The sequence below is a fragment of the Xenorhabdus entomophaga genome (assembly GCF_037996725.1).
Classification (GTDB): domain Bacteria; phylum Pseudomonadota; class Gammaproteobacteria; order Enterobacterales; family Enterobacteriaceae; genus Xenorhabdus; species Xenorhabdus khoisanae.
Window position 1 is genome coordinate 44888 of sequence record NZ_JBBMXH010000017.1, and the last position, 14194, is coordinate 59081.

At 41.3% G+C, this 14194-nt stretch carries 13 protein-coding genes and 2 pseudogenes; 8 read left to right on the forward strand and 7 right to left on the reverse strand.

Going from position 1 to position 14194, the window contains the following annotated elements; translation table 11 throughout:
* The first annotated feature begins 30 nt into the window (after window positions 1–30).
* Window positions 31–1440, forward strand: a complete 1410-nt coding sequence (locus AAC854_RS05635; protein WP_340616250.1) for a glycoside-pentoside-hexuronide (GPH):cation symporter — start codon at window positions 31–33, stop codon at window positions 1438–1440.
* A gap of 2 nt (window positions 1441–1442) precedes the next feature.
* Window positions 1443–2279 carry an SMP-30/gluconolactonase/LRE family protein gene (locus AAC854_RS05640; protein WP_340616251.1) on the forward strand — a complete coding sequence of 279 codons (837 nt, stop codon included), beginning with the start codon at window positions 1443–1445 and terminating at the stop codon, window positions 2277–2279.
* A 52-nt stretch (window positions 2280–2331) separates the two neighbouring features.
* On the opposite strand, the gene AAC854_RS05645 is transcribed toward AAC854_RS05640, so the two are convergent.
* Complete coding sequence (locus AAC854_RS05645; protein ID WP_340616252.1) at window positions 2332–2949, reverse strand: GrpB family protein; 618 nt, start codon at window positions 2947–2949, stop codon at window positions 2332–2334.
* A gap of 165 nt (window positions 2950–3114) precedes the next feature.
* Here AAC854_RS05645 and AAC854_RS05650 point away from each other — a divergent pair, with 165 nt between their 5' ends.
* On the forward strand, window positions 3115–4218 hold the full coding sequence (locus AAC854_RS05650; protein ID WP_340616253.1) for an alkene reductase: 1104 nt from the start codon (window positions 3115–3117) through the stop codon (window positions 4216–4218).
* A gap of 112 nt (window positions 4219–4330) precedes the next feature.
* Here the strand turns inward: AAC854_RS05650 and AAC854_RS05655 are convergent, their stop codons facing one another.
* The gene (locus AAC854_RS05655; protein WP_340616254.1) at window positions 4331–5182 is read right to left on the reverse strand and encodes an alpha/beta fold hydrolase; all 852 of its coding nucleotides are present in this window, start codon (window positions 5180–5182) and stop codon (window positions 4331–4333) included.
* Window positions 5183–5461: 279 nt separating this feature from the next.
* Between AAC854_RS05655 and AAC854_RS05660 the strand changes: the two genes are divergently transcribed.
* Complete coding sequence (locus tag AAC854_RS05660) at window positions 5462–5998, forward strand: metallophosphoesterase (RefSeq protein WP_340616255.1); 537 nt, start codon at window positions 5462–5464, stop codon at window positions 5996–5998.
* A gap of 313 nt (window positions 5999–6311) precedes the next feature.
* The gene (locus AAC854_RS05665) at window positions 6312–7487 is read left to right on the forward strand and encodes a DmpA family aminopeptidase (RefSeq protein ID WP_340616256.1); all 1176 of its coding nucleotides are present in this window, start codon (window positions 6312–6314) and stop codon (window positions 7485–7487) included.
* A gap of 226 nt (window positions 7488–7713) precedes the next feature.
* Here the strand turns inward: AAC854_RS05665 and AAC854_RS05670 are convergent, their stop codons facing one another.
* The 4 genes from AAC854_RS05670 to AAC854_RS05685 are packed head-to-tail and all read right to left on the reverse strand — an operon-like array spanning window position 7714 to window position 11664.
* The gene (locus AAC854_RS05670) at window positions 7714–9030 is read right to left on the reverse strand and encodes an MFS transporter (protein WP_422824053.1); all 1317 of its coding nucleotides are present in this window, start codon (window positions 9028–9030) and stop codon (window positions 7714–7716) included.
* Between the two features lie 3 nt (window positions 9031–9033).
* The gene (dgoD, locus tag AAC854_RS05675; protein ID WP_340616258.1) at window positions 9034–10182 is read right to left on the reverse strand and encodes a galactonate dehydratase; all 1149 of its coding nucleotides are present in this window, start codon (window positions 10180–10182) and stop codon (window positions 9034–9036) included.
* On the reverse strand, window positions 10179–10796 hold the full coding sequence (locus AAC854_RS05680) for a 2-dehydro-3-deoxy-6-phosphogalactonate aldolase (RefSeq protein ID WP_340616259.1): 618 nt from the start codon (window positions 10794–10796) through the stop codon (window positions 10179–10181). The genes dgoD and AAC854_RS05680 overlap by 4 nt, the downstream gene beginning before the upstream one ends.
* Complete coding sequence (locus tag AAC854_RS05685; RefSeq protein WP_340616260.1) at window positions 10780–11664, reverse strand: 2-dehydro-3-deoxygalactonokinase; 885 nt, start codon at window positions 11662–11664, stop codon at window positions 10780–10782. The genes AAC854_RS05680 and AAC854_RS05685 overlap by 17 nt, the downstream gene beginning before the upstream one ends.
* Window positions 11665–12077: 413 nt before the next feature.
* Here AAC854_RS05685 and AAC854_RS05690 point away from each other — a divergent pair, with 413 nt between their 5' ends.
* Complete coding sequence (locus AAC854_RS05690) at window positions 12078–12482, forward strand: DUF1801 domain-containing protein (protein ID WP_340616261.1); 405 nt, start codon at window positions 12078–12080, stop codon at window positions 12480–12482.
* A gap of 173 nt (window positions 12483–12655) precedes the next feature.
* Window positions 12656–13143, forward strand: a pseudogene (locus AAC854_RS05695) (LysR substrate-binding domain-containing protein); the annotation flags it as partial.
* 26 nt (window positions 13144–13169) lie between these two features.
* Here the strand turns inward: AAC854_RS05695 and dkgB are convergent.
* Window positions 13170–13976 carry a 2,5-didehydrogluconate reductase DkgB gene (gene dkgB, locus AAC854_RS05700; protein ID WP_340616262.1) on the reverse strand — a complete coding sequence of 269 codons (807 nt, stop codon included), beginning with the start codon at window positions 13974–13976 and terminating at the stop codon, window positions 13170–13172.
* A 117-nt stretch (window positions 13977–14093) separates the two neighbouring features.
* On the opposite strand from dkgB, the pseudogene AAC854_RS05705 reads away from it, so the two are divergent.
* Window positions 14094–14194: pseudogene (locus AAC854_RS05705) on the forward strand (IS982 family transposase); the annotation flags it as partial.

Genomic DNA, 14194 nt, shown 5'->3' on the forward strand with positions numbered 1-14194 from the left:
GAAAAAACCGAAAAAATAGGAAATCAGCTTATGAAAGAAAAAATTCCCATTCTGGAAAAAATAGGATATGGATTTGGTGATGCTGGCTGTAATATTGTTGGAGGCGCTGTTTTCCTGTTTTTGAATTTTTATTATACAGATATTTATGGCCTTAATGCCGGTACAGTTGCTGCCATTTGGTTGGGAGTTAGGGTCATAGAAGCGATATCAGATCCTTTTATTGGTTATATTGCTGACAGAACACAAACACGTTGGGGTAAATTCAGGCCCTATATTCTCTTCTTTGCATTTCCCTATGCTTTATTTTTGGTATTAATGTTTACCGTGCCCAATCTGGATTATACAGGTAAAGCTATTTATGCATTTTTCACTTATCTGATGATGTCAGTAACTTATTCATTTATTAATATTCCCTATTGTTCACTAGGTAGTGTCATCAGTGATAATAACCGTGAACGAGTTGCCTGCCAAAGTTTCAGATTCATGGGGGTAGGAGTTGCGACTCTCGTTCTGACATTAACCTTATTGCCTCTGGTTAACTTGTTTGGTCACGGTAATAAAGCTAAAGGTTACCATGATGCAATTATTCTTTTGACCTCTGTTGGCCTGATAATGTTTGTACTCTGTTTTTCTTTGGTGCGTGAGAGAGTGCGCCCCGTTGTTCCGACAAGGGATTCAATAGTAAAAGATTACTGCGATATCATAAAAAATGATCAATGGCCTTGCTTACTGCTTGTCACATTTATCAACGTATTACCCGGCTTTACCAGAATGGCGTCCGTCATGTATTTTCTGACCTGGGTGATTCATGCCAATGAAATTTTCACCACAATATTTTTGAGCGTTGGTGTTATTGGCATGACGTTAGGCAGTGCTTTAGCTAAGCCACTGAGTGATCGCTTTTGTAAACTCAAAATATTTTACTGGGTGAGTTTATTAATGACCATCCTTTCCTTGCTTATCTATTTCATTCCGGTTGACATGCATTACTTAATGTTATTTGGGTATTTTATTTTGAATGTTATCCACCAAATTGCACAACCAATCAATTGGTCAATTATGGCTGATGTTGATGATTATGGTGAATATAAGTTGGGTAAGCGTCTAACGGGTATTAACTTTTCATGCAACTTTCTCGCTCTTAAATTAGGACTGGCTCTTTCTGGTGCCTTAGTCAGCGGAGTATTGGCACTGGTTGGCTATGATGCAAATCAATCGTTACAAAATGATCATGTTCAATTATCTATTGTTATTCTCTTTACTGTCATTCCTGCGTTAGGTTATTTCTTGACTGCACTATCAGTGAAATTATTGAAAGTGGATCGCCATATGATGAAAGAAATTTCATATGGATTGACAAAAAGAAGAGTGAATTCTACGAAACTGACGAATTATTTAGAGCAGCAACATAATATCATTCCCCAAAAATCACAGGAGTGACTATGAAAACATATTTAGAAAAACTTTGTTCTCCGGCACTTTGGGCAGAGGGGCCAGTTTGGCTTCCAGATGAAGATGCCATTATTTTTAGTGATGTGAAGGGAAATCGAATGTTTCGCTGGTCAGAACACGATGGTGACAGTGTATGGCGGCAATATTCTAATTATGCCAACGGTAACGCGTTGGACAATGAAGGAAGGGTAATTACCTGTGAACATGGTAGGCGAGGAATTTCCCGGACAGAAAAAGATGATAGCGTTGTCATGTTAGTTGATAAAATCGATGGGAAAAGATTCAATTCACCCAATGATGTGGTTGTGCGTTCTGACGGTACAATTTGGTTTACTGATCCCCCTTATGGAATTATCAACGACAAAGAAGGATACAAATCAGAAAGTCAGATTATTGGTTGCTATGTATATTGCTACGATCCAAATTATAATACTATCTCTATAGCAACGAGTGATGTCCAACGACCGAATGGACTTGCATTTTCTCCAGATGAAAAATGGCTCTATGTTGCAGACATGTCTATTATTGATTTTCCTGTTCATGGAAGGCGTGAACTTCGCATCTACCCAGTGCAAAATAACATCTTAGGGGCAGGAAAACATTTTGCGACGATATATCCCGGATTTCCAGACGGATTTTGTGTTGATAAATCAGGTAATATCTATTGCAGTTGCTTAGATGGTGTTTTAGTTTTTGATAACTCGGGCAAACAAATACATAAGATCGTCGTGCCTGAACAGGTCTCTAATTGTACGTTTGGTGGCCCTAATGGAGATCAATTGCATATTACGGCGACGACATCGTTATATCGGGTATCTGTGGATTAAATAGACAACCGGTCATCGGGCTATAAGATCGGTCGAGTTAGGAGCTTCACATCTATAATTCAGACAAACAAACATCCATGTTCTTAAAAATCTTCTCGTAGATATTTTTAATTACCTTCTCTTTATTATGATTGTATTCCATAACATGAACCGCACCTTCAATGGCCGCCTGTTTAGCTTCTGCGTATCGTTTTTTGTCATCTTCATGACTTCTCAGCCAATTACGAAAAAGGAGATGGCGAATATGTTCCGGGCAATTTTCACCAAATAGATGCAAATTGACGCGTGGTGAATCAAGCCTCAACATTCTATGCTGGTACCAAGACGGTTCTCTTATTCTTAACACATAACCTAAATTTTCAAGTTCAGGGACATAATCTTTTTCTTGCGTAGGATCTGCGACGATGAGATCGATATCAATAACAGGTTTTGCGAGTAAGCCGGGCACTGCTGTAGAGCCAATATGTGCAATATTGATGACCTTCTCTTTCAATTGTCGCTGGATTTTGTTTTTTTCTTCATTGTAAATATTCTCCCATTCAGTAGAGTAGGGAACGATAACAATGGGTTCTGGTATCTTTTTATTGCTACTAATCCAAGGGTTTTCATTTGGATCACCTTCACAAAAAGTCATAATAAGTGGCTTGAGAGAAATAAATTGTTCTGACATATGCGGACCCGATTATAAAGAGAACAAGTTATGGTGCAATATCTTAAATACTGCGTTATTAAATATAAGATGAAAACCATTTCCAGATTAAATAATTACGTTGGTAGAAATTATTTAAAGTCGCATTTTTTATAAATGATGTTGATTACTAAAAAAGGAAATTTTATGACTGATAACAGTATTCGTACAGACCTTTTTTCTCCAATCAAACTGGGAGATATTGAACTTGCTAACCGTATTATTATGGCACCTTTAACACGTAGTCGTACAAATGAAGAGGGCGTCCCGAACGATCTTAATGTCACCTATTATGTTCAGCGCACAAGCGCTGGTTTAATCATTTCAGAAGCAACTAATATCTCAGCGCAAGGGCGCGGTTATGCCCTGACCCCCGGTATTTGGACAGAAGATCAAATAGCAGGGTGGAAAAAAATCACAGATGCCATTCACGTTGTCGGTGGTAAGATTGTAGTGCAATTATGGCATGTTGGCCGTTGCTCACACGTTGATCTTCAACCAAATAGAGATGCGCCGGTAGCACCATCCGCCATTAAAGCAGACGGTAATGTTTACACGAACAATGGCATTGCGGAAGCCTCTATGCCGCGCGCCCTGAGAACCGAAGAAATTCCTGACATCGTCGAGCAATATAGACATGCTGCTGAATGTGCTAAACGTGCAGGGTTCGATGGTGTAGAAATTCATTCTGCTAACAATTATCTGCTGGAGCAATTCTTGCGGGATTCAACTAACCATCGCACCGATCAATATGGTGATTCAATCGAAAATCGAGCCAGACTGATTTTGGAAGTTGTTGAAACTGTAACCGATGTTTGGGGTGGTGGACGAGTGGGTATTAGATTGTCTCCTGTCACAACAGAAGTCGGTAATACTCCACTTGATAGCGATGTGATGGCAACTTATGGCTATCTGATTCAGCAACTAAATAAATTCAAACTGGCTTATCTCCATTTTGTTGAGGGTACAACCCAAAAAAACCGTGACATACCTAAAGATGTTGATCTTGATGTACTACGTTCTTTGTTCGACGGCGCTTATATTGGCAATAATAACTATGATCTTGAACTGGCGATTTCCCGTCGTGCGGAAGGTAAAATTGACGCAGTTGCATTCGGACGCCCATTTATTGCCAATCCTGATTTAGTAGAGCGTTTACGCTTCGGTCTTGCATTAGCAGAGGCAACTTACGATACCCATTACGGTAATGGTGCAAAGGGATATACTGACTGGCCGAAAGCCGATTCTTAATTGATTGTTATAGCGGTTTAACTGGGTAGCATCGGTAAGACCGCTATTTGCTGGTGGAATGAAGAAAAATGCCAATCCACAAAGCAGATTGGCATTTTTCTGTGTAAATAACTTATAGATTTCTTTTCAGAAATTGTTGTAGAGCTTTGTCAAATGCTTCAGGTTGTTCCAGCATTGGAGTATGACCACTATTATTGATCAAAACATGTTCCACGCTTTTGAACATTGGTTGAATATCAAGCCATGCGGCTGGTGGAGCAATACTAAAATCATGTGAACCTGAGATAATTAACACAGGAGAGGTAATTCTAGTTGTATAATCTAATATATTGATTTCGGCAAATACATTCCCCCACAATTTATCAAATATGGCTGTGTGAGTGGGAACATCATTCCATAGAAACCTTTCATCGAAGTTTGCATCAAACCACCGCATCGCACTTAATCGACAACAAAGATGAACAAATTTGCGTTCAGGATCATGCTGAATATCAGATTCCAGATGGATGATATTGTTGTTGAAAATCTGTTTCCTGTTTTCATCCGCGTCAGCTTCCCATCTGGCGAACTGTAGCGCTTGCATGGTTTTGGATAAACAGGGTGAAGCACCAACCAGTATGGTTCCTTTAATACGGTCATTGTTGTTAGCCGTAAAATCCAGTGCCATATAAGCGTGGCCGGAATGACCTAATATCCAACATTGCCTGATATTAAGTTCACAACAAACACGCTCAATATCTTGGGTAATTTGTGCCAGAGAAACATCATACTCATCAACTTTTCGGTGACAGGCTGCAAACCCGCGATGATCGACAAACACACAATGATAATGACCAAAAAAGGATTCAGGCATGCTCCGTTGATAGTAATCAGCGCTGCCAATGATAAGAAGAGTTTCTCCCACGCCTTGCTCAATAACCTTTAGCGAAAAGTCCTCGGATTGGATAGTATGCACTTTATTCATTGATAAAATTACCTTTTTATAATTGTAAAAAATCACTTCACATCAACTCAGTGAAGTTAAAATTAAGTTGTTTAAAGGTGAGCTACGTCAACGAATCAGAGGCATTTACTTACTTTTCCATCAATAACTATAAGGTGAGATCCTTATATCACATAATGCTGTTAATTTAATGATAGATAATGGTAACCTAGTTGCCCAAAAAATCTAATTACCGTTTAGATCTCTGACGTTTTATTTTCGTTACTACTTTATATTTTCAATTCTAATAAGAAGATAATTATGATTTATTTCACCTCAGATACCCATTTTTGTCATTCCAGTATAATCAACTTATGTGGGCGACCATTTGAAAGTGTACATCATATGAACAATACGTTGATACATAACTGGAATGCTCGTGTCACCGAACGGGATGAGATTTATATTTTGGGGGACTTGCTTTATCGCGGTACTGGATCGGACGCTAACCGAATCTTACATCGGCTTAATGGCAAGAAATTTCTGATTCGTGGTAACCATGATAAATTTCTGAGTGATCCGGAGTTTGACACTTCAGTATTTGAATGGGTAAAAGATTACTACGAAATGGATTATCAAAAGCAAAAGATTGTAATGTTTCACTATCCAATTCTTGAGTGGCAGGGATATTTTCGCGATGCTATTCACCTTTATGGGCATGTCCACAATGCGGGTAAAGATCCGGAACAGTATAAACGTTTAAGCGTGTTAGGCCCCAGAGCAATTAACGTTGGGGTTGATGTTAATAATTTCTTTCCTATCAGCATTAATGAAATATTGAAGAAAGCACAAAAATAAAGCTTCAGGCTCTGGCGCAGGCATCGGTTCTGTTATCACTATACTTGCGGCAGGCCACTGACGCCTAATAAGGTTTGCAGTAATCTGCGGGTTGTTAAAAGTGATTTCTCAGCGTTTTTCTGTCATTGGCATTATCAAATTTTATTAGTCAATTAACTATTTATATTATCTGAACAACGCCATTTTCAATGGCGTTGTTATAAGTATGATGAGAAATTATCAGCTCACCTGAAAAAACCGATTTTCTTTCATATTGGATCGTCATGTTTTGAATTTTTAGTCTTCAAATTCATTGGCATAACAAGGAGTATTTATGAAAATAATAAATATTATAGTCTTATCCATCTCAGCAATGATAGCTTCTCATTCTTTTGCTAACGAAATTAGGCCAAGAGATTTAGGCATTCCTTTTTCTGGAACACCCGGAAAGAATAATGCAATTACCGATGTCAGCGGGGTAAAAGTTGGCTATTCAACCATAATAGAAGGTGATGGAAAACTAGAAGTCGGAAAAGGGCCAATAAGAACAGGTGTGACTGCAATATTGCCAAGAGGAAAGAAATTCAGCCCTGTCTTTTCTAGCATATTCTCTTTAAATGGAAATGGTGATATGACAGGCAGCCAATGGGTCGAAGAAAGTGGTTTTCTGGAAACACCAATATTAATAACTAACAGTCATAGTGTTGGTATTGTCAGAGACTCAACAATTAGTTGGATGTTTGATAATAATTTAACATCTCCCCTAAAAGATGATCTGTTCTGGTTATTACCTGTGGTTGCGGAAACGTGGGATGGAATATTAAATGATATAAACGGCATGCATGTAAAAAAAGAACATGTATATAGTGCGTTGAACAGTGCCAAATCAGGAAAGATAGAAGAAGGTAATGTCGGTGGCGGAACTGGAATGAATCTTTTCGATTTTAAGGGAGGTACAGGTACTTCATCAAGAACTCTGGATAAAGAAGAGGGAGGATATACGGTTGGTGTTCTTGTTCAGGGCAACTTTGGGGATAGGAACGACTTAATCATTGCAGGGATTCCGGTTGGTAAAGCAATAAAGGATTTCGATCTGATATATCATGGAAACAAGAAAAAACTAAAGGATGCAGGTTCGATAATAGCAGTGGTAGCGACAGATGCACCATTAGCACCTCACCAATTAAACAAAATAGCTAAAAGAGTCTCTCTAGGGCTTGCAAGAGTAGGTGGTGTAGCCAGAAATACCAGCGGTGAAATATTTATTGCTTTTTCAACCGCAAATAATGATGCGTTTTCCAGAGAGGATGTAAGAACAATCAAAATATTGCCAAATGACAAACTCGATCCTTTATATGAGGCAACAATAAATGCAACAGAAGAGGCTATAATTAATGCTATGTTTGCAGCCAAAACAATGGTTGGGAGAAATGGTAATACCTTGTATGCTATCCCTAAAGACAGGATTAAAGAAATATTAAAAAAACATAATATGCTCAGTGGTACCTGAAATGTATTAACTCAGGTCCAATCTGATATTTCACTTTGAAAAGAAAAGAGTTACCGACTTTGATAAAGATTCTAAATCTGAAATCGAAGATAAAAGGTAACTCTTATACCTCAGTGAGCAGCCGGAACGATGAGCCGTATCCCATATGCTGGATTCGACTTAAAATCAAAACTTGAAGGGCAGGCCGGCATAGGTTCCCGTATGCCTGACAGCGCCAAAAGGGTCATTAACCTACACGTTTCACATCACCGACCAAGAAAATATAAGAAAACGCGCCGATAAGTGCAATAACCGAGATATAAACCAGTGCCGGAGCAAAGCCATAATTCTGAGCCAGATAGCCAACGACCAACGGTACGGTAATTCCACCTAATCCGCCGACAAAGTTGAATACCCCTCCGGTTAATCCGATTAAATGCACGGGAGCCAATGATGAAACCAGTGACCATGTTATTGAAGCAAAGCCATTACCGAAAAATGCCAATGCCATCAATGCCATAATTAATATAGGTTCATTGGTGTAATTGGCTCCCATAATACAGGTAGAAATCAGTAATCCACAGATAATGGGCGTCTTACGTGCAACGCCGAGTGAATAGCCTTTTTTCACGAGTTTATCGGCAACCCAACCTGATAAAAGCACGCCGACGAAAGCGGCTAAGAAAGGAACGGTTGTCATAAATCCGGCTTTCAATGCGGTGATTCCCTTTTCTTGGATCAAATAGTTAGGAAACCAGGTTAAAAAGAACCATAAGGTTGATGCTACAGCGAATTGGCCAAGATAAACTCCCACTAATTTACGATGAAAAATCAATTTCCAGTCTTTTTTAGTCAGAGATACACGATCTTTTTTCTCAGCAGGCGCATCACCATCCACCAGTCCGCCACCATTAAGGATGTAGTCGAGTTCAAGTTTGTTAGCGCCTTTGCTCTTACGCGGTGGCTGATAAACCTTGATCCAGACAAGTGACCAGATGGCCCCAATACATCCGGTAATGAAAAACACCCAGTGCCAACTTAATATTTCCTGAATCCAAATCAATATCGGTGTCAGAAAAGCCAGCCCGATAAACTGACCGGAGGTATAGAAACCAACAGCAGAAGCACGTTCATGTTCCGGAAACCAACTTGTGACGATGCGGTTATTGGTCGGGAATGCCGGTGCTTCGAAAATACCGGTCAATACCCGCAGACCAATGAAGGATAGTAGCTCTGTCGCGAATCCTTGCAATAAGGTCGCTACTGACCAGCCTAAAATAGCAATGAAGTAGGTAATTCGCGAACCTATGCGGTCTAAAAACCATCCACCCAGAATCTGACAAAGGGTATACGACCAGGCAAATGCGGAGAAAATATACCCCATCTGTGTTTTGCTGATACCAAATTCTTCCTGAATATGTACGGAGGCTACAGCAAGGTTGGCTCTGTCAACATAACAAATGACCACGGTGATAAAAATCATCAATAAAGTCAGGTAACGACGGCGTGTAGGTTTTGCCGTCTTAATAGAAACGTCCATACAGTCATCTCCAAATTTAGGCATGTGTTACCATTCTGCAACGGAACCATCGGCATAACGCCACAACGGATTACGCCAGTCAATGGCACTTTGGCTACGGCAGATAACCTGTTCTTCGTCAATCTCAACTCCCAGCCCCGGCTTCATCAACGGATGAAAATAACCTCCGGTCATATCGAAATCGTCTTTGTTTTTAACAAAGTCTAAGAGTTCAGCACCTTGGTTGTAGTGAATACCCATGCTCTGCTCCTGAAAAACCGTATTACGGGAGACAAAGTCAATATGGAGACACGCGGCCAGAGCAATCGGGCCAAGCGGGCAATGTGGTGCCAGACTCACATCATAAGCTTCTGCCATGGAGGCAATCTTGTAACATTCTGTAATGCCACCGGCATGAGAGAGATCAGGTTGCAGAATAGATACGCCACCAGCTTCCAGAATGCGTTTAAACTCAAAGCGTGAGAACATACGTTCGCCGGCGGCAATCGGAATATGTGTCTGTGCAGCTAAACGCGGGTAGTATTCGGCCTGTTCAGTGAGCACAGGTTCTTCAATAAAAAGCGGGCGGTAAGATTCCAGTTCATGGATCATGACCTTAGCCATTGGTGCACTGACACGGCCATGGAAATCCAGCCCAAATTCAATTTCATTACCGAAAGCTTCACGGATCTGTGCAACAGCGTTTACTGCTGCGTCTACTTTGCGTGAGTCATCTATAATTCCCAGTTCTTCACAACCATTTAGTTTGAATGTGTCAAAACCGATTTCACGCAGACGTTCAATTCCCGCGATAACGTCAGCAGGGCGATCTCCGCCAACCCAGCTATAAATCTTGATTCTGTCCCGCACTAATCCCCCCAGTAACTGCCAGATTGGGGCATTTAATACTTTTCCTTTGATATCCCAGAGAGCTTGGTCGATCCCGGCGATGGCACTCATCAGTATCGGGCCTCCCCGGTAGAACCCCCCACGATACATAACCTGCCATAAGTCATTTATTCTGGAGGGATCCCGACCAATAAGATATTCACCTAACTCATGAACTGCGGCTTCGACAGTACGGGCACGTCCTTCAATCACTGGTTCACCCCAACCGACAATTTCCTCATCAGTCTCAATTTTCAGGAACATCCAGCGCGGCGGTAAACGATAGGTTGTTAATTTTGTTATTTTCATTGCAATGCCTCTTGGTATGCTTTAACAAATGCAATCGCTTTCTCTTTTGTCCGGCTGACTGGCTGCCCAGCCCGGTATAAATCACTACCCAGCCCGACTCCCACGCAACCGGCTGTTAACCAATTCCCCAAGTTCTCTGGTGTGATACCGCCGACTGCAAACACCGGAACATCGGTGGGCAACACTGCTTTCAGCGCTTTGATATAGTCAGGGCCTAATGCTGAGGAAGGGAAAATTTTTAATGATTGTGCTCCCGCATCAAGTGCGTTGAAGGCTTCTGTCGCCGTAGCACAACCTGCACACACCGTCATGCCGAAATCTAATGCCCGATGAATAACAGCAGGTTGTGTATTCGGGGTAACAATGAGTTTGCTGCCCATATCAGCAAGCTGTTCTACCTGTTCAGGTTTCAGTACCGTACCCGCCCCAATCAGGGCACGGTCACCATAAACTCTTACCGCTGTGGGAATACTGCTTTCCCAGCCAGGTGAATTAAGTGGAATTTCAATCGAGTCGAATCCGGATTCAAGCAATACATCAATATGAGAAGCCACTTCCGACGGTGTGATGCCACGCAAAATTGCAATAAGAGGGAGATTAGTTTGCCAGTGCATGTGTAATTCTCCTTATACCTGCGAGAAATGCAGCATCACCTTCAATGCACTGAGTCGGTAACTGAAGATGATGAAATGCTGCCTGATAACGTGCTGCTAATTTAGGGGTAGCGACAAGAGTAATAGGCCGTTTTGTATCACGTACAATCTGTTTTGTCAGATTGATAACTTCATTACCTATAAGTAATCCAGATAGAAATTCACTAATAAATTTGGCAGGCCGGGTCTTTAAAACATGGGCCGCACGCACTTCAAAGAGTTGCGGTAACAGTGCCGGATTTTCGATACCATGCTGTAAACCGGCTTCAAACGTAGCGGCATCTGATTGTTGTTCGGGTAAGCCAAGGCCGACCAGAGAATGTGCTAACAAAATGTGATGCAATTCGCCAGTCATCGCTGTTCTGAAATTCAGAATACAGTCTTGATCTGCCATCACCCATTTACAATGGGTTCCCGGCATCACATACAAAGAGGAAGGCGCAAGGCAGGAAGCTCCGAGAAGCTGAGTCTCTTCTCCCCGTATTACATTGACGTTATTGATATTTTCAATACATAAGCCGGGGATAATCCAGACATTTTCAGCAACTGGCATTAATTGCTGGCCAATTGCTGAGAATGCAACCGGGCAGGGAAGGTAAGGCGCAACTTTCCAGCCTGCATTACTGCCTATCATTCCGGCCATAATTATGGGTGTATTGGTATCAAACCAACCGCTGGTTATTTCTGCTAACACCGCCTTAGGGGACTTTACGTTCAGTTTTGTAACACCCATCTCGGACTGGCGCTCACCCAGACAAACGTTATTCTCGAAGAGCCAGGCGCGAAGATTGCTGGAACCCCAGTCGATTGCGATGTAGCGGTGTATCATGTGATTGCCTTAAGTCTTAACCCTATATCATCCATCCAAGTCCACTCAAATACAGCACGTTGCATGTACGGAGTTTGATGCTTTTGTAAAATTATTCAGTAACTTGTCTGTATATTGATGGCTAACTGGTTGATTGAAATCAACGGAATTATCTGGATGCTGATGTACTGCCAATGGGTATCAAAACTGGACTGTGCCCATTGTTTGATTACTGCAATGAGTGAGGTTTGTATAGTAACGCCAGAAAAAATAACCGTACTACAATATAGATCACAAAAAATACAAAATGTGTTCAGTGCTGTACTTCGGTGATCATCTTCACATAATCATCAGAATTCCTGATTTTTTAATAAGAATGAATTCTTATGGAAGATGATGTTTCTGCACAAAATAACGGATAAGGCAGCAATCTTATGAAAACATTTCAAAATCACAAAGTTCACTCAGTATTTAATAATTATCCTGAACGATACCAAAAGCAGTTATTGATGATAAGAGAGTTAATATTTGACGTCGCATCAAAAACGGAAGGGGTAGGCTTAATTACCGAGACTTTGAAATGGGGGCAGCCCAGTTATCTTACTCTTGAAACAGGATCGGGAACGACAATCCGATTGGATCGTTTCGGTGATTCGCAGGTGGCTATCTTTTTTCACTGCCAGACGACATTGATTGATACGTTCAGAACACTTTTTCCCGAACTGACTTATTCAAAAAACCGGGCAATAATCTTGGATCCAACAACCGATTTACCAACAAATGAGTTGAGTATATGTATTGAAATGTCACTCACTTATAAGTTGAGGAAAAAGAGATAAAGAATTTATTCAGAGAACAGGATGTGATAGAAAGTTAAATATCTACTTGCTTGTCAATGATGGAAAAGGGCACGGAATTCATCCATAACTTGCCAGTCAACCGTGATAAAAACCGCACCAATTCTTTTTGAAATCCATTGGGTATATGTTGATGTGAAATTCAGTTTATAAATTTTCGCGAACGTTACCCAGATATGACGCTATCGCTGATTTCGTCGGAAACTTATATCAATCTGATTGAGCGCAAAGTGGATATTGCCATTCGAGTGGGGGCCTTAACCGACTCCAGTCTGAGAGCCCGACCGCTCTTTACCAGCTACCGGAAAATCGTCGCCTCGCCTGAATATCTGAAAAAATATGGTATACCGCAATGCGTTGAGGAGCTGGAAAACCATATGAAATAACAATGGTGCATTCTTCCAACAGTGGTGAAACCCTTAAACAACTATGTATGATGGGTAATGGTATCGCGTGTTTGTCTGATTATATGATTGATAAGGAGATTGCCAGCGGTGTACTTGTTGAACTACTGGCTGAAAAACGTTTACCTGTCGCGATGCCACTCAATGCGGTTTACTACAGCGATCAGGCTGTAAGCCCTAGAATCAGGGCATTTATCGATTTTCTGAGTGAATATGTAAACAGCTCCCGAAGGAGCTGAAATAATTTGTTAAGCAGTGAGGGGAATCAATTATCCCATCGTGGAGCCAGCCCCTCCGGACTGACGATACGTTCGTTACGCTCAAGTGCAGCAATAGCTCCCATATCGTCTGCACTAAGCTTAAGCTCGATGGCTTTCAGGTTGCTCTGTAAATTTTCACGCTTAGTTGAAGAAGGTATCACTCCATAACCCAGCGCCATAGCCCAGGACAGGATCACTTGAGCCGGAGTGGCCTGATGTTTTTCTGCTATGTGTCCGATAACCTCATCCTGAAGCGCCTTGCCATAAGCGAGAGTCATATAGGAAGTGATATGAATTCCGTGAGCTTTCGCCCATTCCGTCACATTACGGTTTTGCAGATACGGAGAAAGCTCAATCTGATTGGTGGAAATTTGTTCAACACCTACTGCATCAATAGCCTGCTGCATCAGATCAATAGTAAAGTTTGAAACACCGATCTCACGTGTCAGTCCCATATTTTTAGCCTCCAGCAACGCCTTCATTGTTTCTTCGACACTGACGGCGTTACCCGGTGACGGCCAATGAACTAATGTCAAGTCAACATAATCAGTGCCCAGCTTCGCTATACTTTCTTTAAGGCTTGGGATCAATTTTTCTCTGCTCAGATTTTCTGTCCAGATTTTTGTCGTGATATAGATATCCTTACGAGCCACACCACTTTCTGCTATAGCTTGTCCTACAGCTGCTTCATTTTCATAAATCTGCGCCGTATCAATCGCACGATACCCCAGATCCAGAGCATTTTTTACTGATGTGATAACAACATCATCTTTCAGGCGAAAAGTACCTAATCCAAACGCAGGAACTGACATAGTAAACCTCATGTATTATTTGATTAACCCGAATTCTGGATAAGACATTGACGAGAAGCCTGTTCCAGGAGCAAAGTTTTGGTGCACACCAAAAACAGCTCCGAGGGGGAACAGGCTATGGACAAGTTAGTTGAAATTTTCTGCGATGTCGACGATTTTTGTCGTCTTTTCATCCCTCAATGGGAACAATTTTGTCTCGATAGCGGGCATCGTTTACG